Source organism: Citrobacter sp. RHBSTW-00524 (genome assembly GCF_013747755.1).
Taxonomy (GTDB): Bacteria; Pseudomonadota; Gammaproteobacteria; order Enterobacterales; family Enterobacteriaceae; genus Citrobacter; species Citrobacter braakii.
Map to the genome: position 1 here is coordinate 4,687,861 of NZ_CP056421.1, position 25,638 is coordinate 4,713,498.

The following is a 25,638-nucleotide window of genomic DNA, read 5'->3' on the forward strand; positions in this document are numbered from 1 at the left end:
GCATTGTATCAACTGCGGAAAAAATCGCCATATCAATCAAAAACGCAGCAACTTCTCCCAGCATCTCTGCATGACGGCGCGTTGATCCTCAAGATTCGCCCATACCACAACGGGGATTTCACAAATCAGGTCAGCGTTTTCTGGCCAGCAGTGAATAATTTGCTGGTTCACCAACTCTTCCGCCACCATCGATTCGGGTAACCATGCCATTCCCATATGCCGCAGCACCATTTCTCGTATCGTTTCGCTTAAACCACTCTCAAACACTTTTTTCAGACGTGGGCGGACACGTTGTTCAGCTGGCTCAATAATGCGTCTGACAAAGGTGTAGTCGCTATAGCATAGCCATGGGATCGGCGCATGCGGATCGTTAAGCGCATTAGCCAACTGCGCAGAAATAACCGGTATAAATCGCTCATACCGCCATAGTGAACGTTTTAACCCTCCGGCAATCTCCAGCCCCGGCTGCGAAGACGGTAAATCGTAGGTCACCAGCAGATCGATTTGCCGATCTATCAAGGCGTTAAAGTGGTTGTCTATCCCCTGAATACTGGCATTAACCGTAAAATTTAACTGCGGTTCGCTCTGTCGCAGATAGTTGATCATATCCGGCAGGATATTCACCGACAGCGTATGCAGGCTAACCATCACCAGCGTATTGTCCGTTGCTGGCGTCATCGCCGATAGCTCGTGGCGCGCCTCTGTTAGTGTACTGAGGACGTGCCGGGCATAGGGTTCAAAGCGTTCACCATAGCGTGTCAGCGTAACGGGGGTCGTGGTCCGGTCAAACAACGGCACCCCTAACACCTCTTCCAGCGCCTTTATACGCCGACTGAGTGCGGGTTGAGTAATATGCCGCTGCGCCGCGGCCTGAGAGTAGTTTCCATGCTGACTCAATGCCAGAAAATCTTCCAGCCACTTACAATCCACGTTGAACTCTCCACCATGCCATAACCGCATCCTCCAATACCAAATCGGTAATAGTCATAGTTATAGTAATGGCTTTATGGTGGGCATCATAACAACAATATTCCTTTTCACCTGCCGACTCTCACCCACGACGTTTGACAGGACCGATATGTTTACTTTATTGACCAATGCCCGTGTTTTTTCTCCCGAGGATTTAGGCCTCTGCTCCCTGCTCATTCATGCCGACCGAATTGTGGCGGTAGAAAAAGATCTTTCCCTGTTTGATGGCGTCGACGAGGTCGTCGATTGTCATGGCAAATGGGTTATCCCAGGCATAATCGATCAACATGTCCATCTTACCGGTGGCGGTGGCGAGGCTGGATTTGCCAGCCGAACGCCAGCCGTCAAGCTACGCGATCTGATTCAGGCAGGTATTACCACGGTTGTCGGCGTGTTAGGTACCGATGCCATTTCTCGTTCGCCCAAAGACCTCTACGCCAAAATGCAGTCTCTCAACCTTGAGGGATTACGCGCATTTATGCATACGGGAGCCTACGCGGTACCCAGCCCAACCATTACGCGATCCATCCGCGATGACATGACCTTTATTCCAGCGATACTTGGCGTCAAAATCGCCCTCGCCGATCACCGTGGTTCTTACCCCTCTTTCCAGGAATTGCTGAGAATAGTAAGCGATATCCGCGTGGCTTCCCTGCTGGCAGGCAAAAAAGGGTTACTGCATGTACATCTGGGGAATCTGCCGGAAGGGATGTCACAGCTTATTGAGCTGTGTGATGCAGGCATTCCGATTCACCACATTTCACCGACCCATGTTGCGAGAACAGCGCCCTTGTTCGAACAGGCGATTGCGTTCGCTCATCGTGGCGGCCATATCGACGTTACGTCTGGCGGTAGTCGCTTTATGCCTCAGGAGCAGGCAATCCTCCACGCTCTGGAAGCCCAGGTTCCAGCCGATCGCATCACGATCAGCTCTGATGGTAATGGCAGCGTTCCGCGCTTTAACGCCCAGGGTATTGTGGAAGGCTTAAGCGCGGCACCGGTCGCAGGTAACCTTAATCTTCTTCCTCGCTTGATTGATGTGGGGATCCCTGTGCCACAAGCGATCGCGATGTTGACGGCAAACGTTGCGCGCTCGTTGGGTATTTCCGGCGGCGTGCTCTGCGCCGGGGAACGTGCTGATATCTGTGTACTCAATGATGACCTCTCGCTGGCCCATCTGTTCGCTGCGGGTAAGCCGTTGCTGCGGGATGGCGAGTGCCTGGTTACTGGCAACTTCGAGTAAGGGGGCAAGAATGTCATTATTACTGGCGCTAATTGCCATCATTTTTGCCGGACGTCTGATCCTCAAAAAATATCACCCCCAGTCAGTGTTGCTGTTGACCGGGATTGTGCTGCTGCTTATCGCGCATTTTAGCGGGATGACCACGCTCAGTGGCCTGGTGAAAAAAAGCACCGGATTCGGCCCCTTTGATGCCTTTGAGTTTATTCGCGATACCTTGAGCGTGCGCCTCGGCGGCCTTGGGCTGCAAATTATGCTGATTGGTGGTTTCGCTACATATATGTCGGCCATTGGCGCAAGCCAGGTGTTGGTTCGGGTGACGTCTCGCCCTTTGCAACGCCTGAACTCACCGTATCTGCTGTTGGGACTGGCGCTGTTGCTGGGTCAATTCCTGTCGCTGTTTATCAGCAGCGCCACCGGGCTGGGTCTGCTGTTGATGGCGACGCTCTACCCGCTGCTGACCCGTCTTGGCTGTAGCCGCGCTGCCGTTGCCGCCGTTATCGCCAGTACCTGTGCGGTTGAATTTGGTCCAGGTTCCGGCAACTCGGTTCTCGCCGCCAAAACCGCAGGCATCGAGGTGGTGAACTATTTCGTGCAGGATCAGTTGCCGATCGTCGTTCCCGTTATTCTGTTCATCGCCCTATTACATATTGTTGTGCAACGCTTTTTCGACCATCGGGAAAGCAGTGACGGTGTGGCTCAGCAGATGCAGACATTAACGTCGACCGATGAAACTGAAGCACCGATCGCCTGGCTTTTTCTGCCCATGCTACCTCTGGTGTTGATGCTGGTGTGCAGTGATTTAGTATTCAGTTCGCTCAAAATTACGCTGGATACCGCCGTACTGATAAGCCTCGCCATTACCCTGGTTTGTGAGTATTGCCGTCATCGTAAGGCACGCGAGGTGATGGCAGGCGTACAAAAAGTCTTTGACAGCATGGGCAGCGTTTTTGCTACCGTCGTCACGCTGATTATCGCCGGTGAAGTCTTTTCAGCCGGACTGAAAGCCATTGGCGCCGTCGATGCGCTGCTGTCGCTTTCCGGTGAATTTGGCCTCAGCGCCGCCTCTATTATCCTGCTGATGACCCTTATCACCTTTGCAATTTCAGCGCTAATGGGCTCCGGAAATGCGGCGTTTTTCTCCTTCGCCCCGATGGTACCGGACATCAGCCGTCATATCGGTAGCGACATCGCAGTCATGATGTTGCCTATCCAGATATCGGCGGGTATTGGTCGTACGTTATCCCCCATTGCCGGCGTCATCATTGCTATCGCGGGAATTGCAGGCGTCTCGCCTGTGGATATTGTTAAGCGCACCGCGATTCCGATGCTGGGCGGTTGGTTACTGATGATTGCGCTGACCTTTGCCCGGTCTGGGCATTTGCTGGCGGTTCTGCCGTGGCTGGCAGTCCTTGTAATATTAATGATCGGTGGTTACTTCTGGCAGCGCCGACATAAACAGTCGCTTCCCGTACAGTAAAAAAAAACCGGAGTCCCAGACTCCGGTTTTCACTGTCTTTAGTGATTACACCGCTTTGACGGCATCGGCAATACGGTGAGCGAATTCAGTCACCTGCGCTTCATCTTCACCTTCAACCATCACGCGAATTAACGGTTCTGTACCTGACTTACGCAGCAGAACACGTCCGCGATTGCCCAGTGCAGCTTCAACTTCAGCCATCACCGCTTTCACGTTTTCATGTTCCAGCGGATCGCCGCTACCTGCGGTGTAACGTACGTTAACCAGCAGTTGCGGGAACATTTTCATGCCGCTGCACAGATCGTGCAAACTCATATGGTTGCGCACCATCGCCGCCAGTACCTGCAGGCCCGCCACGATACCGTCACCGGTGGTGGTTTTGTCCAGCAGGATCACATGGCCTGAGTTTTCAGCACCGATACGCCAGCCTTTTTCCTGCATTTTTTCCAGTACGTAGCGGTCGCCGACTTTCGCACGGGCAAATGGAATACCCAACTGTTTCAGCGCCAGCTCGAGGCCCATATTGCTCATCAGCGTGCCTACCGCACCACCGCGCAGTTGCCCCTGACGCAGGGCTTCACGGGCAATGATGTACATGATCTGATCGCCATCGACCTTATTGCCTTCGTGGTCAACCATAATGACGCGGTCGCCGTCACCATCCAGCGCAATACCCAGATCGGCTTTTTCCACCATCACGCGCGCCTGCAGGGCACGGACGTCGGTAGCGCCGACTTCTTCATTGATATTCACACCGTTTGGCTCACAGCCAATAGCAATCACGTTTGCGCCCAGCTCACGCAGTACATTTGGCGCAATGTGGTACGTCGCACCATTAGCGCAATCCACCACAATTTTAAGCTCACTCAGACTCAATTCATTCGGGAAGGTGCCTTTGCAAAACTCGATATAACGACCAGCAGCATCAACGATACGGGTAGCTTTACCCAGGTCAGCCGAGTCCACGCAGGTGATCGCTTTTTCCATTTCGGCTTCGATAGCTTCTTCAACCGCATCCGGCAGTTTGGTCCCATCGATGGAGAAGAATTTAATTCCGTTGTCATAGTACGGGTTGTGCGAAGCGGAGATAACAATCCCGGCTTCAGCACGGAAGGCGCGCGTCAGATATGCAACGGCAGGTGTTGGCATTGGGCCTGTGAAAGAAGCCGACAGTCCGGCGGCAGCCAGACCCGCTTCCAGTGCGGACTCCAGCATATAGCCAGAAATACGCGTATCTTTGCCGATAATAATTTTACGTGAACCATGACGTGCCAGCACTTTTCCTGCAGCCCAACCCAGTTTGAGTACAAAGTCAGGGGTAATTGGGGCGTCGCCTACGCGACCACGGATCCCATCGGTGCCAAAATATTTACGATTACTCATAGCGTTTATTTTCCTTTGCAGACAATGTGGCTTCCACCACACGCATCGCTTCTACGGTTTCTTTGACGTCATGGACACGAATGATATGCGCCCCTTGCATTGCGGCAATGACCGCACACGCAAGGCTACCGCTCAGGCGTTCGGATGGCCCCACATTCAGCAACTGGCCAACCATTGATTTTCGTGACATCCCAACCAGCAATGGCAGATTAAAATGATGAAACTCAGCCAAACGTGCCAGTAATGTGTAGTTGTGAGTGAGATTTTTACCGAATCCGAACCCGGGGTCGAGCAACAATTTATCTTTTGTGATTCCAGCCCGCTCGCAGCGTGCTATTTGTTCAACAAAGTAACGATTTACATCAGCAAAAACATCCTCGTACTTTGGTGCTTCCTGCATGGTTTTCGGCTGACCCTGCATATGCATCAGACAAACCGGTAATCCGGTTTCTGCTGCGGCTTCCAGCGCCCCAGGCTCCGAGAGTGAGCGAATGTCATTAATGATATGTGCGCCGACTCTGGCGCACTCGCGAATCACTTCTGCTTTTGAAGTATCGACCGAAATCCACACTTCAAAACGTTGAGCAATCGCCTCCACCACCGGGATCACTCGCTGCAACTCTTCTTCCACGCTCACATCTGCCGCGCCTGGACGCGTGGATTCACCACCCACATCAATGATAGTCGCCCCGGCGTTAATCATCAGGTTTGCGTGTTTTACCGCCTCAACCAGAGAGTTGTGCGCACCACCATCGGAAAAGGAATCTGGCGTGACGTTCAAAATCCCCATGACGTGTGGATGGCTGAGATCCAGTGAAGACCCCTGAGCAAAGAGTTTCATAGTTTTATCCCTGATAACATCTTGAATATACAAATAAGAAAAACCCCGGGGCAAGCCCCAGGGTTTTAAATTAGAACACGGTCATCATCAACGATAACTTATTTGTCGCCCAGTTGCTCTGACATGGTGCCAGAGTCCGGCGCACGCGGTTCATCAACCGGACGCGGCGCACTCGGCTTGCCGGTGCTGCCAGAGTTGTTGTTAGAAGAACCCGGTTCTTCCCAACCCGCTGGCGGACGTACCTCGCGGCGAGCCATCAGATCATCAATCTGCGGCGCATCGATGGTCTCATATTTCATGAGCGCATCTTTCATCGAGTGCAGAATGTCCATGTTTTCGTTCAGCAGACGACGCGCACGGTCATAGTTACGCTCAATCAGAAGTTTAACTTCCTGATCGATAATACGAGCCGTTTCATCGGACATATGTTTAGCTTTCGCCACAGAACGTCCCAGGAACACTTCGCCTTCTTCTTCAGCGTACAGCAACGGACCGAGTTTCTCGGAGAAGCCCCACTGAGTAACCATGTTACGCGCCAGGTTAGTCGCGACTTTAATGTCGTTCGACGCACCGGTAGAAACATGTTCAACACCGTAGATGATCTCTTCGGCCAGACGACCGCCGTACAGCGTGGAGATCTGACTTTCCAGTTTCTGACGGCTGGCGCTGATAGCGTCGCCTTCAGGCAGGAAGAAGGTCACACCCAGCGCACGACCGCGCGGGATAATCGTCACTTTGTGCACCGGATCGTGTTCCGGTACCAGGCGACCGATAATCGCGTGGCCTGCTTCGTGATACGCGGTAGATTCTTTCTGCGCTTCCGTCATCACCATGGAGCGACGTTCCGCACCCATCATGATTTTGTCTTTCGCTTTCTCGAATTCAACCATCGATACAACACGCTTGTTGCCACGAGCTGCAAACAGTGCCGCTTCGTTGACCAGGTTCGCGAGATCTGCACCGGAGAAGCCAGGCGTACCACGTGCAATGATTGCCGCATCGATATCCGGAGACAGCGGTACGCGACGCATATGCACTTTCAGGATCTGTTCACGACCGCGGACATCCGGCAGACCAACCACAACCTGACGGTCGAAACGGCCTGGACGCAGCAGCGCAGGGTCAAGAACGTCCGGACGGTTAGTTGCCGCGATAACGATAATGCCTTCGTTACCTTCGAAGCCGTCCATCTCAACCAGCATCTGGTTCAGTGTCTGCTCACGTTCATCATGACCACCGCCCAGACCTGCACCACGCTGGCGGCCTACGGCGTCGATTTCATCGATGAAGATGATGCACGGTGCCGCTTTCTTGGCTTGTTCGAACATGTCACGCACACGAGATGCACCGACACCCACGAACATTTCCACGAAATCAGAACCGGAAATGGTGAAGAAAGGAACCTTCGCTTCACCTGCGATAGCTTTCGCCAGCAGGGTTTTACCCGTACCCGGAGGACCGACCATCAGGACGCCTTTCGGGATTTTACCGCCCAGCTTCTGGAAACGGCTCGGTTCGCGCAGATACTCAACCAGCTCAGCAACTTCTTCTTTTGCTTCGTCGCAACCAGCAACGTCCGCAAAAGTCGTTTTGATCTGATCTTCCGTCAGCATGCGCGCTTTGCTCTTACCGAACGACATGGCACCTTTGCCACCACCGCCCTGCATTTGACGCATGAAGAAGATCCAGACACCAATCAGCAGCAGCATTGGGAACCAGGAAATGAAGATAGAAGCCAGCAGGCTCGGCTCTTCAGGCGGTTCACCAACAACCTTGACGTTTTTGGTCAGCAGGTTATCAAGCAGCTTCGGATCGTTAACCGGAATGTAGGTCGTGTAACGGTTACTATCTTTCTTGGTAACGTTAATCTCACGTCCGTTGATCTTCGCTTCACGAACCTGGTCCTGATTGACCTCTTGCAGGAAGGTAGAGTAATCAACCTTACGGCCATTAGACTCGCTGGGCCCAAAGCTCTGGAATACTGACATCAGCACAACGGCAATGACCAGCCAGAGAATTAGGTTTTTCGCCATGTCACTCAAGGGATTAACCTCATATTACAACTGTGTTAAAAACAGCGTCAGGATACTCTATATCCAGTTTCTTTCAAACTTTCGTTTGAAATCTACCGGTTATGGTTTACGCCCGGTCGCTACAATATACACTTCACGCGAACGGGCGCGAGAAGAGTCCGGCTTACGAACTTTGACCTTCGTAAACAGGGAGCGAATCTCTCTTAGATACTCATCGAAGCCTTCGCCCTGGAACACCTTCACTACAAAACTACCACCTGGCGCTAATACATCACGAGCCATTCCAAGCGCCAGCTCTACCAGATACATGGCCCGGGGAATATCCACCGCCGGTGTTCCACACATATTTGGCGCCATATCAGACATGACAACTTGTACTTTACTGTCACCTACGCGTTCAAGTAACGCTTTCAGGACTAATTCATCACGAAAGTCGCCCTGAAGGAAGTCCACACCAACGATTGGATCCATAGGTAAAAGATCGCAAGCGATAATGCGGCCAGTGTTGCCGATCTGCGTAACCGCATATTGCGACCAGCCACCGGGTGCAGCACCGAGATCAACAATCGTCATCCCCGGTTTAAAAATTTTGTCACTTTGCTGTATTTCATCAAGTTTAAACCAGGCACGGGAACGTAACCCCTTTTTCTGCGCCTGCTGAACATATTTATCGCTAAAGTGTTCCTGAAGCCAGCGACTCGAGCTGGCAGAACGCTTTTTACCTGTCATTTCACATTCCCAAAGGGCAGTTCATCGTAACCAATGGTGTAAATTTCTACACAGCTATTTGGCGATATATGGGAGATGGCGGTAGAATGACCCGTTTTCAATCCCAACGTAAGCAAAAATATACGATGAATCTGAGTACTAAACAAAAACAGCACCTGAAAGGTCTGGCACATCCGCTCAAGCCTGTAGTTATGCTTGGCAACAATGGTTTGACCGAAGGGGTACTGGCCGAGATTGAACAAGCGTTAGAGCACCATGAACTTATCAAGGTGAAAATCGCCTCGGAAGATCGCGATACTAAAACCTTGATCGTGGAAGCTATCGTACGCGAAACCGGCGCCTGCAATGTACAGGTCATCGGTAAAACGCTGGTACTGTATCGCCCGACTAAAGAACGTAAAATCTCGCTGCCACGCTAAGAATATCCCAAAGTTGCACACGAAGTTTGTGTAAAACGCGGGATTTTCCGCTAGCAGGAGAGCAAAATGCCACGCTCTCTTCGTTGATAAAAGGCCGCTAAGCGGCCTTTTTCCTTTCTTTACAATGTATCAACATCTTAACCAAGATGCGAATTACAGGTATTCTACCTTCGTTACTTCATATTCAACTTCACCGCCCGGCGTTTTAATAACCACCACGTCATCCTGCTCTTTACCGATCAGGCCACGAGCAATAGGCGAGTTCACCGAAATCAGGTTCTGTTTAAAATCGGCTTCATCATCGCCGACAATACGCCAGGTCTGCTCTTCGTCGTTATCGAGATTCAGCACGGTAACCGTTGCGCCGAAAACTACACGACCATTGTTCGGCATTTTTGTGACGTCGATAACCTGCGCGTTGGACAGTTTAGCTTCGATATCTTTAATGCGCCCTTCGCAGAAACCCTGCTGTTCGCGCGCCGCGTGATACTCTGCATTTTCTTTCAGGTCGCCATGCTCGCGCGCATCTGCGATAGCGGCAATGATTTCAGGACGGCGCACCGATTTCAGAAAATCCAGTTCTTCGCGCAGTTTTTCAGCACCACGTAAGGTCATTGGGATAGCTTGCATTTGTTATACCTCTTGAACATTCCTGTAGGGGGCGGCTGCTCTCACCCCGGCTGCTAAGCCCACTCTGGCATACGCCATGCCAGAGTCAGAAGCAAAAAAATACCGACCCGGGGCTCAGGGTCCCAGGTCAGCTACAATTCTCTATTTGATGATCATTTTACCCTGGAGTTCCCTATGGGTCATCGTTTACTTTTTGGGGCGTTGCGCCGTAGTATGACGGCCTGTTTCCAGGTTGTTAGCGCGAGATTATGCGATTTTCCAGATTTACCATTGGATTGACTGCCAGTATAGCGTTCAGCGTTCAGGCTGCGAACGTCGACGAGTATATCAATCAGCTCCCTGCCGGGGCCAACCTCGCCCTTATGGTACAGAAGGTTGGCGCACCTGCTCCTGCTATTGATTACCATAGCCAGCAGATGGCGCTGCCGACCAGTACACAGAAAGTGATCACCGCGCTGGCGGCATTGATTCAGCTCGGGCCTGACTTTCGTTTTACCACCACGCTTGAGACTAAAGGCAGCGTGGAAGGCGGCGTTTTGAAAGGTGACTTAGTGGCGCGATTTGGTGCCGATCCGACGCTAAAACGTCAGGATATTCGCAATATGGTGGCAACCCTGAAAAAATCAGGCGTGACGCAAATTGCCGGAAATGTCTTGATCGACACCTCCATTTTCGCCAGCCATGATAAAGCGCCGGGCTGGCCCTGGAACGACATGACGCAGTGTTTTAGCGCACCGCCCGCGGCAGCCATTGTCGATCGTAACTGTTTCTCGGTTTCACTCTATAGCGCGCAAAAACCTAACGATCTCGCCTTTATCCGCGTGGCATCTTACTACCCGGTCACCATGTTCAGTCAGGTGCGTACTCTCGCTCGTGGCTCTGCCGAAGCGCAATATTGTGAACTGGACGTGGTTCCAGGCGATCTCAACCGCTTTACGTTGACCGGATGCCTGCCCCAACGAGCCGATCCGCTGCCGCTGGCATTCGCTATTCAGGACGGTGCCAGCTATGCTGGGGCGATTATCAAAGATGAGCTAAAACAAGCCGGTATCACTTACAGCGGGACTCTGCTGCGCCAGACGCTGGTCAACGAGCCGGGGACCGTGGTAGCCAGTAAGCAGTCGGCGCCGCTGCACGACCTGCTTAAGATTATGCTGAAAAAATCGGACAACATGATTGCCGATACCGTTTTCCGTATGATTGGCCATGCACGATTTAACGTGCCTGGCACCTGGAGAGCAGGTTCTGATGCCGTACGCCAGATTCTGCGTCAGCAAGCGGGTATTGATATCGGCAACACCATTATTGCCGACGGTTCTGGTCTCTCGCGCCATAACCTGATTGCCCCAGCGACCATGATGCAGGTGCTGCAATATATCGCTCAGCACGATAACGAGCTGAACTTTATCACCATGCTACCGCTGGCAGGCCATGACGGCTCTTTGCAATACCGTGCGGGTCTGCATCAGGCTGGCGTAGATGGCAAAGTATCGGCGAAGACAGGCTCACTGCAGGGGGTCTATAACCTGGCAGGCTTCATCACCACGGCAAGCGGTCAGCGCATGGCATTTGTGCAGTATCTGTCTGGTTATGCGGTAGAGCCAGCTGATCAGCGTAATCGCCGTATTCCACTGGTCCGCTTCGAGAGCCGGTTATACAAGGATATTTATCAGAATAACTGAGTATGTTTGCCGGATGGCAGCGCTAACGCACCTAATCCGGCCTTCTGAAACCTGGAAACAAAACCCCGGCAACATGGCCGGGGTTTTTAATGTGATTAACGCTTGTAGATGAACTCAACGCCTTCTTCGTCGTCTTCGTCCCAATCGTCATCCCAGTCATCTTCTGCTTCGTCTTCGACTTCAGCGAGTTGCTGGCGGTGATAATCATCCCACATGAACTCGACTTTCTCTGGCTGTTTCGCTTCTTCAGCCTGAACAATCGGGTTCTCGATGATAAAGGTCATCACATCCCAGCAGAGATCCTTCACGCCCAACTGGCTGGCGGCGGAGATCAGGTAATATTTACCTTCCCAGCCTAACGCTTCGGCGATCGCTTTCGCTTTCTCTTCCGCTTCAGCCTTGTCCAGCAAATCAATTTTGTTGAACACTAACCAACGCGGTTTAGACGCCAGATCCTGGCTGTATTTCTCAAGCTCGCCAATAATGATACGGGCATTTTCAACCGGATCGGAACCGTCAATCGGATCGATATCAATGAGGTGTAGCAGTACGCGGCAGCGTTCCAGGTGTTTCAGGAAGCGGATACCCAAGCCTGCGCCTTCAGCCGCGCCTTCAATCAGACCCGGAATGTCGGCAACCACGAAGCTCTTTTCGTTGTCCATACGTACCACACCCAGGCTCGGAACCAGAGTGGTGAACGGATAGTCAGCGACTTTCGGCTTCGCCGCGGACACCGCACGGATAAACGTCGATTTACCGGCGTTTGGCATGCCCAGCATCCCCACGTCCGCCAGCAGCATCAGCTCCAGCATCAGATCGCGTTTATCGCCCGGTGTACCCATCGTTTTCTGACGCGGAGTACGGTTGACTGAGGATTTGAAACGGGTGTTGCCCAGACCGTGCCAGCCGCCTTTAGCGACCATCAGACGCTGACCGTGTTTGGTCATGTCGCCCATGGTTTCGCCCGTGCCCTGATCGATTACACGCGTACCTACAGGCACTTTAATCGTGACATCTTTACCACGCTTGCCGGTGCAATCACGGCTCGCGCCATTCTGTCCACGTTCCGCGCGGAATGATTTTTCAAAACGGTAATCGATCAGCGTGTTCAGGTTTTCGTCGGCTTCCAGCCAAACGTCACCACCATCACCACCGTCTCCACCGTCCGGACCGCCTTTTGGGATGTACTTTTCGCGGCGGAAGCTGACGCAACCATTACCGCCATCACCTGCAACGACCAGAATCGATGCTTCATCAACAAACTTCATTTTACTCTCCGTAAATCATTCGCCTGAGCGGGGCTGCGAAACCACCGTTTCATGCTTACGTAAACCGCCCCAAATTCGATGACCAATGGCGGAATACATCGCGCCCGCAACCACGATAAACGCACCGAGATAACCTAATAGGTTTAGCATCGGTCTGGCGAAGAAATCGGGCCAGGCCAGTGATAATAAATCTGAAAATAACAACGTAAACAGCGGAGTGAGCGTAATAATGGCGCTCACCTGTGCCGCCTGCCAACGCGCCATCGCTTCCGCGAGAGCACCGTATCCTACCAGCGTATTCAGGCCGCAGAATACAAGGCATGCCAGCTGCCAGTCACTGAGCTGCGTGATGACACCGGGTTTAGCCAACGGCAACAACGCAATCGTACATAAAGTGTACAGTAAAAACAGGATCTGCGGTGATGCCAGGCGGCGCAATAACACCTTTTGCGCGACCCCATAGCTCACCCAGACCATCGCCGCACCAACACCAAAGATAACGCCCCAGGTGTAATCGGTGAGACGGGTAAAAATTTCGATCAGACTGGTATTAAAAAACAGAACCAGGCCGCTCAGAAGCATAATGGCGCCAATCACCTGCGTACCGCGCATCTTTTCTTTCAGGATAAAGACGCTGGCAATCATCATACCAACCGGTGACAGCTGACCGATAACCTGCGAAGCCGTTGGGCTCAAATATTGCAAGGATGAACTAAACAGAATGAAGTTACCGAACAACCCACCGGTAGCGATAGCCAACAGTATCAACCAACGCGCTTTGCGAAAAATACGCAACGGAGGGAGCTTTTTTTTAACCGCAAGAATAGCGCCAAGGCCAATGCTTGCCATTAAAAAACGGTAGAACACCACGGTAGGAGGCTCCATCACCTCCAGCACTTGCTTCATCGCTATTGGCAAAGCGCCCCAACATACTGCCGTTGTGAGTGCTAACAGAATACCAATACCTGCCTGCTGCTTCATGCCGTATTCCCTGCAAGGGCTCGTTTCCGGGTTATCACGGCGCGACGAGCGTATTTACCGGCCGTCGAATGTAAAAAGCCCCGCAACGTGTTGCGGGGCTTTTATCCGTTACCGGGACGCGAAAAACTTATTCAGCAACGATGCTGATGAATTTACGGTTTTTCGGGCCTTTCACTTCAAATTTCACTTTACCGTCTGCTTTAGCAAACAGAGTGTGGTCTTTGCCGCAACCAACGTTGGAACCAGCGTGGAATTTAGTACCACGTTGACGAACGATGATGCTACCAGCCAGAACTGTTTCACCGCCGAAGCGTTTTACGCCCAGACGTTTAGCTTCTGAATCGCGACCGTTACGAGTCGAGCCGCCAGCCTTTTTATGTGCCATTTAATCTGCTCCCCTTAACTTAAGCGCTGATGCCAGTGATTTTTACATCAGTGAACCACTGACGATGGCCCTGCTGCTTACGGTAGTGTTTACGACGACGAAACTTAACAATTTTAACTTTCTCGCCACGACCGTGAGCAACAACTTCAGCTTTGATAACGCCGCCATCAACGAAAGGAACGCCGATTTTGACTTCTTCACCGTTTGCGATCATCAGAACTTCTGCGAATTCAACAGATTCGCCAGTTGCGATGTCCAGCTTTTCCAGGCGAACGGTCTGACCTTCGCTTACTCGGTGTTGTTTACCACCACTTTGGAAAACCGCGTACATAAAAAACTCCGCTTCCGCGCACACCTTTTTGATGATTCAGAGTGCGCTATAAATATTCACAATAGGGCGCGAATATTACGCAAAACGCGAGCCTTTGACAAGTGCTACGTCAATACATGAAGAAAAAAAACACAACACGTACGGTAACGTTTATCTATGGCGTTTTTTCAGTACAATCAGCATATATTTATAACCCTAAACCCGACGTTACCTTCCGATACAGTGAGGTAATCGGGGCGAGAAGCCCGGCTTTTGCGATGAATTTAGAAAAAATCAATGAGTTAACCGCGCAAGATATGGCGGGGGTCAATGCGACAATCCTTGAACAGCTCAATTCCGACGTGCAGCTGATCAATCAACTGGGGTACTACATCGTTAGCGGCGGCGGAAAACGCATTCGCCCAATGATCGCCGTACTCGCTGCGCGTGCAGTTGGCTACCAGGAAAATGCGCACGTTACGATTGCAGCCCTCATCGAGTTTATCCACACCGCGACCCTGTTGCACGACGATGTTGTGGATGAGTCCGACATGCGCCGCGGAAAAGCCACGGCGAATGCGGCGTTTGGCAATGCGGCCAGCGTGCTGGTCGGCGATTTTATCTATACCCGCGCTTTTCAGATGATGACCAGCCTCGGTTCGCTGAAAGTGCTGGAAGTCATGTCGAAAGCGGTCAACGTCATCGCCGAAGGTGAAGTCTTGCAGTTGATGAACGTCAACGACCCGGACATCACTGAAGAAAACTATATGCGCGTTATCTACAGTAAGACTGCGCGTTTGTTTGAAGCGGCTGCCCAATGCTCTGGCATTCTGGCTGGTTGCAGCGAAGAACAAGAGAAAGGGTTGCAGGATTATGGCCGTTATCTCGGTACTGCTTTCCAGTTAATTGACGATTTGCTGGATTACAACGCGGATGGCGAGCAACTGGGTAAAAACGTCGGTGATGACCTCAACGAGGGCAAACCAACGCTGCCGCTGCTGCATGCCATGCGCCACGGCACCCCTGAACAAGCACAAATGATCCGCCAGGCTATTGAGCAGGGTAATGGCCGTCACCTTCTGGAGCCTGTTCTGGAAGCGATGAACGCCTGTGGTTCCCTGGAGTGGACTCGCCAACGTGCAGAAGAAGAGGCTGATAAGGCCATCGCTGCGCTGCAGGTACTGCCTGATACGCCGTGGAGAGAAGCGCTGATTGGTCTGGCGCATATCGCCGTACAGCGCGACCGTTAATACCCTGCGGCATCTTTCATCATCCCGTGCCCTGCACGGGATGCTTTTATAAATTCCAATAAACACGTCCCCCTCTCCAGCAACCTTCGCATAAATTTGGCATATTCTGAATATACTCACACTTTACATGAACATTTTAGAACATTCTTTCTCCGGGCGTTATAGTGTCTCCACAACCGATCGTGGAACCATAAGTCGATAACCAAAGGAGAGATGAGTTTATGGAAAACAAGCTGATTGACTGGCATCCGGCCGATATCATCGCCGGACTGCGCAAGAAAGGGACCTCAATGGCCGCTGAATCACGTAAAAATGGATTAAGCTCATCAACGCTGGCCAATGCGTTAACACGCCCATGGCCAAAAGGTGAGTTGATTATCGCCCGATCGTTGGGAACCGACCCGTGGGTGATTTGGCCGTCACGCTATCACGATGCAAAAACACATGAGTTTATCGACAGAACGCGGATGATGAGGGGACGCAAAGAGAAACAGAATCCTGAATGAACACTGATGAGTAGTAACCCCCGGTTCACAGAACTGGGGGTTACAAGAGACGTAGACGATTACTCGCCTTTCACGCGCTCAATGTTTGCGCCCAGCGCGCGCAGTTTATCTTCGATGCGCTCATAGCCGCGATCGATGTGATAAATACGATCGACTACCGTCGTACCTTCAGCAATACACCCTGCCAGCACGAGGCTTGCAGATGCGCGCAGATCGGTCGCCATAACCTGTGCGCCGGAGAGCGTTTCCACGCCGTGGCAAATCACGGTATTGCTTTCAATTTCTGCGTGAGCGCCCATACGGCTCAGCTCAGGCACGTGCATAAAGCGGTTCTCAAACACGGTTTCCGTGATGAAGCCCGTACCTTCTGCCACCAGGTTCAGCAACGTGAACTGGGCCTGCATATCGGTAGGGAACGCCGGGTGCGGCGCCGTGCGCACATTGACCGCTTTCGGACGTTTACCGTGCATGTCCAGGCTGATCCAGTCGTCACCGACTTCGATATCCGCTCCCGCATCACGCAGCTTCGCCAGAACGGCATCCAGCGTGTCAGGTTGTGCATTGCGGCAGATAATTTTGCCGCGAGAAATTGCCGCTGCGACCAGGAAAGTACCGGTTTCGATGCGGTCAGGCAGAACGCGATACACACCGCCGCCGAGGCGCTCAACGCCTTCGATGGTAATACGATCGGTACCCTGGCCTGTGATTTTTGCGCCCAGCGCAATCAGGAAGTTCGCGGTATCCACGATCTCCGGCTCACGCGCGGCGTTTTCGATGATGGTAGTGCCTTCGGCAAGCGTTGCTGCGCACATGATAGTGACCGTCGCGCCGACGCTCACTTTGTCCATGACGATATGCGCGCCTTTCAGGCGGCCATCAACGGACGCTTTCACATAGCCTTCTTCAAGCTTAATAGTCGCGCCTAACTGCTCCAGACCAGTAATATGCAGGTCAACCGGACGCGCGCCGATGGTGCAGCCGCCCGGCAGTGAAACCTGGCCCTGGCCAAAGCGGGCAACCAGTGGCCCAAGCGCCCAGATGGATGCACGCATGGTTTTGACCAGATCGTACGGCGCACAGAAGACGTTCACGTCACGCGCATCAATGTGCACAGAACCATTACGCTCAACTTTCGCCCCCAACTGGCTCAGCAGCTTCATTGAGGTGTCAACATCCTTCAGTTTCGGGACGTTCTGGATCTCTACAGGTTCTTCAGCCAGCAGCGCCGCAAACAGGATCGGCAGCGCGGCGTTTTTAGCGCCTGAAATTGTGACTTCGCCCTGGAGCTTGGTTGGCCCCTGAACACGAAATTTATCCATTATTCTGTTCTCTGTTAAGAATTTATCTTCGCTACCGGCATATCACCCGTAGCTCAAAAACCGTTAAGTTTGCGATCGCGCGCCCATTCCGCTGGAGTAAACGCCTTAATCGACACGGCATGAATGCGGTTGTCCGCAATGTACTCCATCAACGGGCCATAGACCGATTGCTGTTTCTTGACCCGGCTCATGCCTTCAAACATCTCACCCACGGCAATAACCTGAAAGTGACTGCCGTCGCCAGAAACGTGGACTTCCTGGAGGGAGAGTGCATTCATCAGCACGCTCTGAATTTCATTATTTTCCATGGGCTCTTCATTCGTCAGATAGTGAAAACAGCCCAACATCTTAGAGCAAAGTGGCGCTGTCATAAATAAGCAAAAAGCCCCGCTGATAAATCAGACAAGGCTTTAGTGGCAGATCCCCCGCAGAGGAGTTGCCGGATGGCGGCACAAGACCTTATCCGGCTTACAAAAATTAACGCGGAAGAACGTCGTCAGGCAAATTGTAAAGCTGCGCCAGCGTGTACACTTTATCGTTCACGCCAGCGAGCGAAACGCTGTTCCCCTGCTGCTTGCCCTCATTAATCAGGTGCAGCAGTAATGCCAGACCACCGGTATCCACCCGGGAAATCTGGTTCAGGTCGATGCAGGATACCCCTTTCATCGCCTCAACTCGCGCATCCCATAATGGGTTTAACACGTCCTGATCCAGCTCTCCCACCAGCACCAGCTTGTCGCCTTCACGCATCCAGGTGAGTGACTGCGTCATTATTTTTTCTCTTCCAGCGTGATTTTCTGCTGAGAAATAGATTTCAGCTGTGCCGTCAGGCCATCAATACCTTTCGTACGCAGCAGGTCGCTCCACTCATTCTGTTTGGTGGTGATCATACTTACGCCTTCAGCAATCATGTCATACGCCTGCCAGTTACCCGTCTGGGAATTTTTACGCCACTGGAAATCCAGACGTACCGGAGGACGACCGTTTGGATCGATGATGGTTACGCGGATAGGCACGATGGTCGCATCACCCAGCGGCTGCTCAGGGGCAATCTGATAGGTCTGGCCGTGGTACATCGCCAGCGCCTGACCGTAAGCCTGCTTCAGATATTCACGGAATGCGGCAAAATAGGCGTCACGCTGAGCCGGTGTCGCATCTTTGTAGTAGCGGCCCAGTACCAGTGCGCCTGCATACTTAACCTGCACGTAAGGCAGCAGTTCCTGATCGACCACCTGACGCAGGTAATCCGGGTTGGAACGGATTTTAGGTTGCTCGTTCTTCAGACGGTCAAACGTCTTCTGCGCCGCCTCATCCATCAGTTTGTACGGGTTCGTCTGGTCCGCTGCGGTTGCCGCGCTAAGTGGAGCAATCACCAGCATAGCCACCATCATCAATCGTTTAAACATACGTCGATTCTCCTGAGATTATTTCGTTGCGCCCGCAGGCGTAGTGGCTTCATTATTGCCTTCAGTTGCGGCTGGCGCATCGCCAGAATTCTTATTGTCATCACCTTTACTGTTGCTGTTGTAAAGGAACTGACCAATCATATCTTCCAGCACCATCGCAGATTTCGTGTCCTGAATCGTACCGCCATCTTTGAGGATAGACGTTCCCAGCTCAGGATCTTCAAAACCTACGTTCAATGCCAGATACTGTTCGCCCAACAGACCGGAAGTACGGATGCTCAGAGAACTGGTGTCAGGAATATGGTTAAAACGCGATTCAATTTCCAGCGTCACGCGCGGCAGGTACGTTTTCTGATCTAACGAGATGTCCGATACGCGTCCTACCACGACCCCGCCAATCCGCACCGGAGAGCGCTCTCTCAGGCCGCCGATATTGTCAAAGGTCGCATAAATCGTATAAGTCGGTTCAGTACGCATTGAGGTGACGTTCGCCGCCTTCAGGCAGACAAACAGCGCGGCCAGCAGCGCAACCAGCAGGAATAACCCGACCCAAATTTCATTTTTTTTCGTTTGCATGAACTCAATTCCCAAACATCAGTGCGGTCAGCACAAAATCCAGCCCCAGAACGGCAAGAGAGGCGTGCACTACGGTGCGTGTCGTTGCCCGGCTAATCCCGGCAGAGGTCGGGATAGCATCATAACCATTGAACAATGCAATCCAGGTGACCGTAATGGCAAACACCACGCTCTTAATCAGACAGTTGACCAGATCCAGACGCCAGTCGACGGCATTTTGCATAGCCGACCAGAAAAAGCCTGCATCAATACCTTTCCAGCTTACGCCAACCAACGACCCACCCCAGATCCCCACCGCGACAAATATAATCGTCAGCAGCGGCAATGAAATGACACCGGCCCAAAAACGTGGGGAGATCACTCGGCGCAGTGGATCGACGGCCATCATTTCCAGGCTGGAAAGCTGCTCGGTCGCCCGCATCAGGCCAATCTCTGCGGTTAAGGCCGATCCGGCCCGCCCGGCAAACAATAGCGCCGCAACCACCGGCCCCAGCTCACGTAGCAATGACAGCGCCACCAGCATACCGAGGCTGGTTTCCGCACTGTAGGTCGTCAGCACCAGGTATCCCTGCAACCCCAGCACCATGCCGATGAACACGCCAGAAACAATAATGATCAGCATCGATAAGACACCGACATTATAGAGCTGGCGTATCAGCAGCGGCGCATGTTTGCGAAACTCCGGCTTGCCGACAACTGCATTGAACAACATTAATCCGGCTCGCCCGAACGTCCTGAGGGTTTTTATTCCCCGATGTCCGAGTGATGCCAGCGTATTTAACAACATGGGTGGCTTAACTCCCTGTTTTGAGTAAATCGATGTGGTAGTCGCCCGCCGGGTAACGGAACGGAACCGGTCCATCGGCAATGCCATCGAGGAACTGACGCACACGCGGATCGGCATTTTCTTGCAGCGCCTGAGCACTACCGTAGGCCACTATTTTTTTGTCCGCCATAATATAGGCGTAATCCGCAATACTCAGCACTTCTGGCACATCATGGGAAACCACCACGCAGGTGACGCCCAGCGCGCTGTTCAGTTCAGAAATCAGCTTCACCAGCACGCCCATGGTGATGGGATCCTGGCCGACGAACGGCTCATCAAACATAATAAGGTCTGGCTCCAGCGCGATAGCACGTGCTAACGCGGCACGACGCGCCATCCCACCGGATAATTCAGAAGGCATTAATTTTGCCGCGCCCCGCAGGCCAACGGCCTCGAGCTTCATCATTACCGTGCTTTTCAGCAGCGGCGCAGGCAGTGTTGTATGCTCGCGCAACGGGTATGCAACGTTGTCAAACACATTCATATCAGTAAACAGCGCACCAGACTGGAATAGCATGCTCATGCGCTTACGCACGGTAAATAAACGCGAACGGGACATGGCCGGGACATTTTCGCCGTCAAACAGGATCTCGCCCTTATCGGGGGAGATTTGTCCGCCGATCAGACGCAACAGCGTCGTTTTGCCGATGCCTGATGGCCCCATGATCGCCGTCACCTTACCACGCGGCACCGTCAGGGAAATATTATCAAAGATGCAGCGGTCGCCTCGGGAAAAGCTGACATCGCGCATATCGATTAGATTCGCCACAGACTGACCCATTGATTCATCCTTTACTATTGCCTCGTTGATCGAAGAGTTTGGCGCTCAATTTAGCCCTGAACCCAACATATTTACAGATTATTACCTGTCCTGGTTAGCGAAAGCTGGCATTTGTTTTACTTTTTAGCCGCATAAAGTCAAAATTAAGAATTCGTGACGGCTTCCAGAAATCCTTCAAGTGGACCGGCGAGTATACCTGAAGAAAGGACTTTAGATGCTTTTAGCGACGGCGCTGTTAATAATTGGTTTACTTCTGGTGGTCTACGGTGCCGACCGACTGGTATTTGCCGCATCCATTTTATGTCGAAACTTCGGTATTCCCCCCATTATCATCGGGATGACCGTGGTCAGCATTGGTACATCGTTACCCGAGATAATTGTCTCCGTTGCCGCATCGATGAACGGGCAGCTTGATTTAGCCGTCGGTACCGCCATCGGCTCTAACATTACCAACATACTGCTTATTTTAGGCCTGTCGGCGCTGATTCATCCTTTTACCGTGCATTCTGATGTTCTGCGTCGTGAATTACCGCTAATGTTGCTGGTAAGCATCTTAGCCGCATCGGTCCTGTATGACGGGCAATTGAGTCGCAGCGATGGTTTCTTTCTTCTGCTTCTGGCCGTGCTATGGCTGTTATTCATTGTTAAAATCGCCCGTTTGGCTGAGCGACAAGGTAACGACAGCCTGACCCGCGAGCAGATCGCGGAACTGCCGCGCGAAGGCGGGTTACCGGTCGCGTTTTTGTGGTTGGGTATTGCGCTAATTATTATGCCAATGGCAACGCGTATGGTGGTAGATAACGCAACCGTACTGGCGAACTACTTCGCCATGAGCGAACTCACCATCGGGCTGACGGTTGTCGCCATTGGTACCAGCCTGCCGGAGCTGGCAACGGCAATTGCGGGTCTGCGTAAAGGCGAAAACGATATTGCCGTCGGCAACATCATCGGCGCGAACATTTTTAATATTGTTATCGTCCTCGGACTGCCGGCGCTGATTACGCCGGGTGAAGTCAATCCGATGGCCTTCACCCGTGACTATAGCGTCATGCTGCTGGTGAGCGTAATTTTTGCACTACTCTGCTGGCGACGTCCGCGCCAGATTGGTCGCGGCGCGGGTGCGCTGCTGACCGGCGGTTTTATCATATGGCTGGCGATGCTGTATTGGTTATCGCCACTTCTCGTTGGATAACTGGAAACGCATTATGTCGCACTTAGAGTTGCAACCGGGTTTTGACTTTCAGCAAGCAGGCAAGGAAGTCCTGGCAATTGAACGTGAAGGCCTGGCGGAGCTTGATCAGTACATCAACCAAAATTTTACTCTCGCCTGCGAGAAAATATTCAGCTGCCCGGGCAAAGTTGTGGTGATGGGGATGGGGAAATCCGGACATATCGGGCGGAAAATGGCAGCCACATTTGCCAGCACCGGCACCCCCTCATTTTTCGTGCATCCAGGCGAAGCCGCACATGGCGATCTGGGCATGGTCTCGCCGCAGGATGTAGTCATCGCCATCTCTAACTCCGGTGAATCCAATGAGATAGCGGCGTTAATCCCGGTGTTAAAACGTCTTCATGTACCGCTTATCTGCATGACCGGTCGTCCGGAAAGCAGCATGGCGCGTGCGGCAGATGTGCATCTGTGTGTTAAAGTGCCCAAGGAAGCTTGCCCGTTAGGCCTGGCGCCGACCAGCAGCACGACCGCAACGCTGGTGATGGGCGATGCGCTAGCCGTGGCATTATTAAAAGCGCGTGGCTTTACCGCGGAAGATTTTGCGTTATCTCATCCCGGTGGCGCACTAGGCCGTAAGCTTTTACTGCGCGTTAACGATATTATGCATACGGGCGATGAGATCCCGCATGTGACTAAAAGCGCCAGCCTGCGTGACGCCTTACTTGAGATCACGCGTAAAAATCTCGGCATGACCGTCATTTGCGATGATGACATGAAGATTGACGGTATTTTCACCGATGGCGATTTACGTCGCGTCTTCGATATGGGCGTTGATGTTCGCCAGTTAGGCATTGCCGATGTGATGACCCCTGGCGGCATTCGCGTGCGTCCGGGCATTCTTGCCGTCGATGCCCTGAACTTAATGCAGTCCCGCCATATCACCTCGGTAATGGTTGCTGATGGCGACCGGTTACTTGGTGTGTTACATATGCATGATCTGCTGCGTGCAGGTGTAGTGTAAGAAACTCAAGGATAAAGAAAATGAGTAAAGCAGGTGCGTCGCTTGCGACCTGTTATGGACCCGTCAGCACAGACGTTATCACCCGGGCAGAGAACATCCGTTTGCTGATCCTGGATGTGGATGGCGTGCTGTCTGATGGTCTGATTTATATGGGCAACAACGGTGAAGAGCTGAAGGCTTTTAACGTCCGCGATGGTTACGGAATTCGCTGTGCGCTCACTTCCGGTATCGAGGTTGCCATTATTACCGGACGAAAGGCTAAACTTGTAGAAGATCGCTGTGCCACATTGGGGATCACGCATTTGTATCAGGGGCAGTCAGACAAACTGGTCGCCTTTAACGATCTCCTTAGCAAACTGGCGATCGCTCCTGAAAATGTTGCGTACGTTGGCGATGATCTGATCGACTGGCCGGTGATGGCACAAGTGGGATTAAGCGTGGCGGTGGCGGATGCTCATCCTTTGCTGATCCCGCGGGCCGATTATGTCACCCGCATCGATGGGGGACGCGGCGCGGTACGTGAAGTCTGCGATTTATTACTCCTGGCGCAGGGCAAACTGGACGAGGCCAAAGGGCAATCGATATGAGCAAAACCAGACGTTGGGTTATCATTCTACTGTCGCTGGCTGTCCTTGTGATGATTGGTATTAATCTGGCAGACAAAGACGACACCGCTGAGGTCGTCGTAAATAACAACGAGCCAACCTATAAGAGCGAACATACTGATACCGTTGTGTATAGTCCCGAAGGCGCACTGAGCTATCACTTGATCGCGCAAAACGTTGAATATTATTCGGAACAAGCGGTTTCGTGGTTTACTCAACCGGTATTAACCACATTTGATAAGGATAAAGTACCGACATGGACGATCAAGGCTGATAAAGCCAAATTGACCAACGATCGGATGCTATATCTGTACGGCCATGTTGAGGTCAACGCCCTGGTGCCCGACTCTCAACTACGCAGAATGACGACCGATAACGCACAGATTAACCTGGTGACACAAGACGTCACTTCCGATGATCTCGTCACGTTATATGGCACAACATTTAACTCCAGCGGACTGAAGATGCGCGGCAACTTACGCAGCAAGAACGCCGAGCTGATTGAAAAGGTTAGAACCTCATATGAAATCCAAAACAAACAAACTCAGCCTTAATCTTGTGCTTGCCAGCTCACTTCTGGCCGCCAGCATCCCGGCATTCGCCGTCACCGGCGATACCGAGCAGCCGATTCACATTGAGTCGGACCAGCAGTCTCTTGATATGCAAGGCAACGTGGTGACCTTTACTGGCAATGTGATTGTGACTCAGGGCACCATCAAAATTAACGCCGATAAAGTCGTCGTAACCCGCCCTGGCGGTGAAGACGGTAAAGAAGTCATTGATGGCTACGGTAATCCAGCAACCTTTTACCAGATGCAGGACAACGGTAAACCGGTTAAAGGCCACGCCTCACACATGCATTATGAACTGGCGAAAGACTTCGTCGTTCTCACCGGTAAGGCTTACCTGGAACAGCTCGATAGCAACATCACGGGCGATAAGATCACCTATCTGGTGAAAGAGCAGAAAATGCAGGCCTTCAGCGATAAAGGCAAACGCGTCACCACCGTTCTGGTACCGTCGCAGTTGCAGGACAAAAACAAGGCTCCGGCAGAGAAAAAAGGTAACTGATTCGTTATGGCAACATTAACTGCAAAGAACCTTGCAAAAGCCTATAAGGGCCGCCGTGTGGTGGAAGATGTCAGTCTGACCGTCAACTCCGGGGAGATCGTCGGTCTGCTCGGTCCTAACGGTGCGGGCAAGACAACGACCTTTTACATGGTGGTCGGCATTGTCCCACGTGATGCGGGCAACATTATCATTGATGACGAAGACATCAGCCTGCTGCCTCTGCATGCGCGCGCGCGTCGCGGCATCGGCTACTTGCCGCAGGAAGCGTCTATTTTCCGTCGCCTGAGCGTGTTTGATAACCTGATGGCGGTGCTGCAAATTCGTGACGATCTTACCAGCGAGCAGCGGGAAGATCGCGCCAACGAGCTGATGGAAGAGTTCCACATCGAACACCTGCGTGACAGCATGGGACAGTCGCTCTCCGGTGGTGAACGACGCCGCGTGGAGATCGCCCGCGCACTGGCCGCGAATCCGAAATTTATCCTGCTGGATGAACCGTTTGCCGGTGTTGACCCGATTTCCGTTATTGATATCAAACGGATCATCGAACACCTGCGCGACAGCGGGCTTGGGGTGCTGATTACCGACCATAACGTTCGCGAAACGCTGGCAGTGTGTGAGCGCGCCTACATCGTGAGTCAGGGCCACCTGATCGCGCATGGCACGCCAACAGAAATACTGCAGGATGAGCACGTTAAACGCGTATACCTTGGGGAAGACTTCAGACTCTGATAGGGTAGAAGACTTCACGTCACC

At 52.4% G+C, this 25,638-nt stretch carries 29 protein-coding genes; 12 read left to right on the top strand and 17 right to left on the bottom strand.

The genetic code is table 11. From position 1 onward, the window contains the following. Positions 1–36: 36 nt before the first annotated feature. A complete protein-coding gene (locus HV229_RS22535; protein ID WP_181546457.1) occupies positions 37–930 on the bottom strand; it encodes a LysR family transcriptional regulator in 894 nt (297 codons plus the stop codon). A gap of 148 nt (positions 931–1,078) precedes the next feature. On the opposite strand from HV229_RS22535, the gene iadA reads away from it, so the two are divergent. Then, the gene (gene iadA, locus HV229_RS22540) at positions 1,079–2,212 is read left to right on the top strand and encodes a beta-aspartyl-peptidase (RefSeq protein ID WP_065554774.1); all 1,134 of its coding nucleotides are present in this window, start codon (positions 1,079–1,081) and stop codon (positions 2,210–2,212) included. 10 nt (positions 2,213–2,222) lie between these two features. Further along, entirely contained in the window at positions 2,223–3,689 is a 1,467-nt protein-coding gene (dcuC, locus tag HV229_RS22545; RefSeq protein ID WP_131405384.1) for a C4-dicarboxylate transporter DcuC, read from the top strand. Between the two features lie 45 nt (positions 3,690–3,734). Here the strand turns inward: dcuC and glmM are convergent, their stop codons facing one another. The 4 genes from glmM to rlmE form a co-directional block, all read right to left on the bottom strand. Next, positions 3,735–5,072, bottom strand: a complete 1,338-nt coding sequence (gene glmM, locus HV229_RS22550) for a phosphoglucosamine mutase (protein ID WP_181546459.1) — start codon at positions 5,070–5,072, stop codon at positions 3,735–3,737. Next, a complete protein-coding gene (folP, locus tag HV229_RS22555; protein ID WP_016154672.1) occupies positions 5,065–5,913 on the bottom strand; it encodes a dihydropteroate synthase in 849 nt (282 codons plus the stop codon). Before folP ends, glmM begins: the two co-directional genes overlap by 8 nt. 98 nt (positions 5,914–6,011) lie before the next feature. Beyond that, the gene (ftsH, locus tag HV229_RS22560; protein ID WP_019077783.1) at positions 6,012–7,946 is read right to left on the bottom strand and encodes an ATP-dependent zinc metalloprotease FtsH; all 1,935 of its coding nucleotides are present in this window, start codon (positions 7,944–7,946) and stop codon (positions 6,012–6,014) included. Positions 7,947–8,045: 99 nt separating this feature from the next. Beyond that, positions 8,046–8,675 (bottom strand): 23S rRNA (uridine(2552)-2'-O)-methyltransferase RlmE, encoded by a 630-nt coding sequence (rlmE, locus tag HV229_RS22565; RefSeq protein ID WP_003025015.1) that lies wholly within the window; start codon positions 8,673–8,675, stop codon positions 8,046–8,048. Positions 8,676–8,800: 125 nt separating this feature from the next. Here rlmE and yhbY point away from each other — a divergent pair, with 125 nt between their 5' ends. After that, positions 8,801–9,094 carry a ribosome assembly RNA-binding protein YhbY gene (gene yhbY / locus HV229_RS22570; protein ID WP_003025016.1) on the top strand — a complete coding sequence of 98 codons (294 nt, stop codon included), beginning with the start codon at positions 8,801–8,803 and terminating at the stop codon, positions 9,092–9,094. 153 nt (positions 9,095–9,247) lie between these two features. Here the strand turns inward: yhbY and greA are convergent, their stop codons facing one another. Next, positions 9,248–9,724, bottom strand: coding sequence for a transcription elongation factor GreA (gene greA / locus HV229_RS22575; RefSeq protein WP_016154674.1), 477 nt, complete (start codon positions 9,722–9,724; stop codon positions 9,248–9,250). Between the two features lie 248 nt (positions 9,725–9,972). On the opposite strand from greA, the gene dacB reads away from it, so the two are divergent. Next, positions 9,973–11,406 carry a serine-type D-Ala-D-Ala carboxypeptidase gene (gene dacB / locus HV229_RS22580; protein WP_181546461.1) on the top strand — a complete coding sequence of 478 codons (1,434 nt, stop codon included), beginning with the start codon at positions 9,973–9,975 and terminating at the stop codon, positions 11,404–11,406. Positions 11,407–11,501: 95 nt separating this feature from the next. On the opposite strand, the gene cgtA is transcribed toward dacB, so the two are convergent. From cgtA to rplU, 4 genes are all read right to left on the bottom strand, one after another. Beyond that, positions 11,502–12,674: an Obg family GTPase CgtA gene (cgtA, locus tag HV229_RS22585; protein ID WP_016154676.1), complete on the bottom strand. Its 1,173-nt coding sequence runs from the start codon at positions 12,672–12,674 to the stop codon at positions 11,502–11,504. Positions 12,675–12,689: 15 nt separating this feature from the next. After that, on the bottom strand, positions 12,690–13,655 hold the full coding sequence (locus HV229_RS22590) for a DMT family transporter (RefSeq protein WP_016154677.1): 966 nt from the start codon (positions 13,653–13,655) through the stop codon (positions 12,690–12,692). Between the two features lie 127 nt (positions 13,656–13,782). Beyond that, positions 13,783–14,040, bottom strand: coding sequence for a 50S ribosomal protein L27 (rpmA, locus tag HV229_RS22595; protein ID WP_003025030.1), 258 nt, complete (start codon positions 14,038–14,040; stop codon positions 13,783–13,785). Between the two features lie 19 nt (positions 14,041–14,059). Beyond that, positions 14,060–14,371 carry a 50S ribosomal protein L21 gene (gene rplU, locus HV229_RS22600; RefSeq protein WP_003025032.1) on the bottom strand — a complete coding sequence of 104 codons (312 nt, stop codon included), beginning with the start codon at positions 14,369–14,371 and terminating at the stop codon, positions 14,060–14,062. A 257-nt stretch (positions 14,372–14,628) separates the two neighbouring features. Between rplU and ispB the strand changes: the two genes are divergently transcribed. Both ispB and sfsB read left to right on the top strand, forming a co-directional pair. Then, a complete protein-coding gene (gene ispB, locus HV229_RS22605) occupies positions 14,629–15,600 on the top strand; it encodes an octaprenyl diphosphate synthase (RefSeq protein ID WP_019077785.1) in 972 nt (323 codons plus the stop codon). A 221-nt stretch (positions 15,601–15,821) separates the two neighbouring features. After that, a complete protein-coding gene (sfsB, locus tag HV229_RS22610; protein WP_016154679.1) occupies positions 15,822–16,106 on the top strand; it encodes a DNA-binding transcriptional regulator SfsB in 285 nt (94 codons plus the stop codon). A 59-nt stretch (positions 16,107–16,165) separates the two neighbouring features. On the opposite strand, the gene murA is transcribed toward sfsB, so the two are convergent. From murA to mlaF, 7 genes are all read right to left on the bottom strand, one after another. Further along, the gene (gene murA, locus HV229_RS22615) at positions 16,166–17,425 is read right to left on the bottom strand and encodes a UDP-N-acetylglucosamine 1-carboxyvinyltransferase (protein WP_003839949.1); all 1,260 of its coding nucleotides are present in this window, start codon (positions 17,423–17,425) and stop codon (positions 16,166–16,168) included. A gap of 53 nt (positions 17,426–17,478) precedes the next feature. After that, positions 17,479–17,733 carry a BolA family iron metabolism protein IbaG gene (gene ibaG / locus HV229_RS22620; RefSeq protein ID WP_003025040.1) on the bottom strand — a complete coding sequence of 85 codons (255 nt, stop codon included), beginning with the start codon at positions 17,731–17,733 and terminating at the stop codon, positions 17,479–17,481. A gap of 169 nt (positions 17,734–17,902) precedes the next feature. Then, positions 17,903–18,196, bottom strand: coding sequence for a lipid asymmetry maintenance protein MlaB (gene mlaB, locus HV229_RS22625; RefSeq protein ID WP_016154680.1), 294 nt, complete (start codon positions 18,194–18,196; stop codon positions 17,903–17,905). Next, positions 18,196–18,831, bottom strand: coding sequence for a phospholipid-binding protein MlaC (gene mlaC / locus HV229_RS22630; RefSeq protein WP_016154681.1), 636 nt, complete (start codon positions 18,829–18,831; stop codon positions 18,196–18,198). Before mlaC ends, mlaB begins: the two co-directional genes overlap by 1 nt. An 18-nt stretch (positions 18,832–18,849) precedes the next feature. Continuing rightward, positions 18,850–19,407, bottom strand: coding sequence for an outer membrane lipid asymmetry maintenance protein MlaD (gene mlaD / locus HV229_RS22635; RefSeq protein WP_016154682.1), 558 nt, complete (start codon positions 19,405–19,407; stop codon positions 18,850–18,852). Between the two features lie 4 nt (positions 19,408–19,411). Then, a complete protein-coding gene (gene mlaE, locus HV229_RS22640; RefSeq protein ID WP_181546463.1) occupies positions 19,412–20,194 on the bottom strand; it encodes a lipid asymmetry maintenance ABC transporter permease subunit MlaE in 783 nt (260 codons plus the stop codon). A 7-nt stretch (positions 20,195–20,201) separates the two neighbouring features. Continuing rightward, positions 20,202–21,014 carry a phospholipid ABC transporter ATP-binding protein MlaF gene (mlaF, locus tag HV229_RS22645; protein ID WP_016154683.1) on the bottom strand — a complete coding sequence of 271 codons (813 nt, stop codon included), beginning with the start codon at positions 21,012–21,014 and terminating at the stop codon, positions 20,202–20,204. A gap of 214 nt (positions 21,015–21,228) precedes the next feature. Here mlaF and HV229_RS22650 point away from each other — a divergent pair, with 214 nt between their 5' ends. Genes HV229_RS22650 through lptB form a run of 6 tightly spaced genes read left to right on the top strand, consistent with a single transcriptional unit; the run spans position 21,229 to position 25,614 of the window. Beyond that, positions 21,229–22,206, top strand: a complete 978-nt coding sequence (locus HV229_RS22650) for a calcium/sodium antiporter (protein WP_016154684.1) — start codon at positions 21,229–21,231, stop codon at positions 22,204–22,206. A gap of 13 nt (positions 22,207–22,219) precedes the next feature. Further along, positions 22,220–23,206 (top strand): arabinose-5-phosphate isomerase KdsD, encoded by a 987-nt coding sequence (gene kdsD / locus HV229_RS22655; protein ID WP_016154685.1) that lies wholly within the window; start codon positions 22,220–22,222, stop codon positions 23,204–23,206. 20 nt (positions 23,207–23,226) lie between these two features. Next, positions 23,227–23,793 (top strand): 3-deoxy-manno-octulosonate-8-phosphatase KdsC, encoded by a 567-nt coding sequence (gene kdsC / locus HV229_RS22660; RefSeq protein WP_046276014.1) that lies wholly within the window; start codon positions 23,227–23,229, stop codon positions 23,791–23,793. Beyond that, a complete protein-coding gene (gene lptC, locus HV229_RS22665) occupies positions 23,790–24,365 on the top strand; it encodes an LPS export ABC transporter periplasmic protein LptC (RefSeq protein WP_047358522.1) in 576 nt (191 codons plus the stop codon). Before kdsC ends, lptC begins: the two co-directional genes overlap by 4 nt. After that, positions 24,334–24,882: a lipopolysaccharide ABC transporter substrate-binding protein LptA gene (gene lptA / locus HV229_RS22670; RefSeq protein ID WP_047358523.1), complete on the top strand. Its 549-nt coding sequence runs from the start codon at positions 24,334–24,336 to the stop codon at positions 24,880–24,882. The genes lptC and lptA overlap by 32 nt, the downstream gene beginning before the upstream one ends. 6 nt (positions 24,883–24,888) lie before the next feature. After that, positions 24,889–25,614 (top strand): LPS export ABC transporter ATP-binding protein, encoded by a 726-nt coding sequence (gene lptB / locus HV229_RS22675; RefSeq protein ID WP_003025073.1) that lies wholly within the window; start codon positions 24,889–24,891, stop codon positions 25,612–25,614. Positions 25,615–25,638: the final 24 nt, after the last annotated feature.

Coding starts and splice junctions, on each gene's coding strand:
- mlaF (WP_016154683.1), bottom strand. CDS start 21,014: ATGGGTCAGTCTGTGGCGAATCTAATCGATATGCGCGATGTCAGCTTT.
- lptC (WP_047358522.1), top strand. CDS start 23,790: ATGAGCAAAACCAGACGTTGGGTTATCATTCTACTGTCGCTGGCTGTC.
- cgtA (WP_016154676.1), bottom strand. CDS start 12,674: ATGAAGTTTGTTGATGAAGCATCGATTCTGGTCGTTGCAGGTGATGGC.
- ibaG (WP_003025040.1), bottom strand. CDS start 17,733: ATGGAAAATAATGAAATTCAGAGCGTGCTGATGAATGCACTCTCCCTC.
- ispB (WP_019077785.1), top strand. CDS start 14,629: ATGAATTTAGAAAAAATCAATGAGTTAACCGCGCAAGATATGGCGGGG.
- ftsH (WP_019077783.1), bottom strand. CDS start 7,946: ATGGCGAAAAACCTAATTCTCTGGCTGGTCATTGCCGTTGTGCTGATG.
- kdsD (WP_016154685.1), top strand. CDS start 22,220: ATGTCGCACTTAGAGTTGCAACCGGGTTTTGACTTTCAGCAAGCAGGC.
- dcuC (WP_131405384.1), top strand. CDS start 2,223: ATGTCATTATTACTGGCGCTAATTGCCATCATTTTTGCCGGACGTCTG.
- rlmE (WP_003025015.1), bottom strand. CDS start 8,675: ATGACAGGTAAAAAGCGTTCTGCCAGCTCGAGTCGCTGGCTTCAGGAA.
- dacB (WP_181546461.1), top strand. CDS start 9,973: ATGCGATTTTCCAGATTTACCATTGGATTGACTGCCAGTATAGCGTTC.
- iadA (WP_065554774.1), top strand. CDS start 1,079: ATGTTTACTTTATTGACCAATGCCCGTGTTTTTTCTCCCGAGGATTTA.
- glmM (WP_181546459.1), bottom strand. CDS start 5,072: ATGAGTAATCGTAAATATTTTGGCACCGATGGGATCCGTGGTCGCGTA.
- mlaE (WP_181546463.1), bottom strand. CDS start 20,194: ATGTTGTTAAATACGCTGGCATCACTCGGACATCGGGGAATAAAAACC.
- sfsB (WP_016154679.1), top strand. CDS start 15,822: ATGGAAAACAAGCTGATTGACTGGCATCCGGCCGATATCATCGCCGGA.
- greA (WP_016154674.1), bottom strand. CDS start 9,724: ATGCAAGCTATCCCAATGACCTTACGTGGTGCTGAAAAACTGCGCGAA.
- mlaB (WP_016154680.1), bottom strand. CDS start 18,196: ATGACGCAGTCACTCACCTGGATGCGTGAAGGCGACAAGCTGGTGCTG.
- mlaC (WP_016154681.1), bottom strand. CDS start 18,831: ATGTTTAAACGATTGATGATGGTGGCTATGCTGGTGATTGCTCCACTT.
- kdsC (WP_046276014.1), top strand. CDS start 23,227: ATGAGTAAAGCAGGTGCGTCGCTTGCGACCTGTTATGGACCCGTCAGC.
- HV229_RS22650 (WP_016154684.1), top strand. CDS start 21,229: ATGCTTTTAGCGACGGCGCTGTTAATAATTGGTTTACTTCTGGTGGTC.
- rpmA (WP_003025030.1), bottom strand. CDS start 14,040: ATGGCACATAAAAAGGCTGGCGGCTCGACTCGTAACGGTCGCGATTCA.
- rplU (WP_003025032.1), bottom strand. CDS start 14,371: ATGTACGCGGTTTTCCAAAGTGGTGGTAAACAACACCGAGTAAGCGAA.
- mlaD (WP_016154682.1), bottom strand. CDS start 19,407: ATGCAAACGAAAAAAAATGAAATTTGGGTCGGGTTATTCCTGCTGGTT.
- HV229_RS22590 (WP_016154677.1), bottom strand. CDS start 13,655: ATGAAGCAGCAGGCAGGTATTGGTATTCTGTTAGCACTCACAACGGCA.
- murA (WP_003839949.1), bottom strand. CDS start 17,425: ATGGATAAATTTCGTGTTCAGGGGCCAACCAAGCTCCAGGGCGAAGTC.
- folP (WP_016154672.1), bottom strand. CDS start 5,913: ATGAAACTCTTTGCTCAGGGGTCTTCACTGGATCTCAGCCATCCACAC.
- yhbY (WP_003025016.1), top strand. CDS start 8,801: ATGAATCTGAGTACTAAACAAAAACAGCACCTGAAAGGTCTGGCACAT.
- lptB (WP_003025073.1), top strand. CDS start 24,889: ATGGCAACATTAACTGCAAAGAACCTTGCAAAAGCCTATAAGGGCCGC.
- lptA (WP_047358523.1), top strand. CDS start 24,334: ATGAAATCCAAAACAAACAAACTCAGCCTTAATCTTGTGCTTGCCAGC.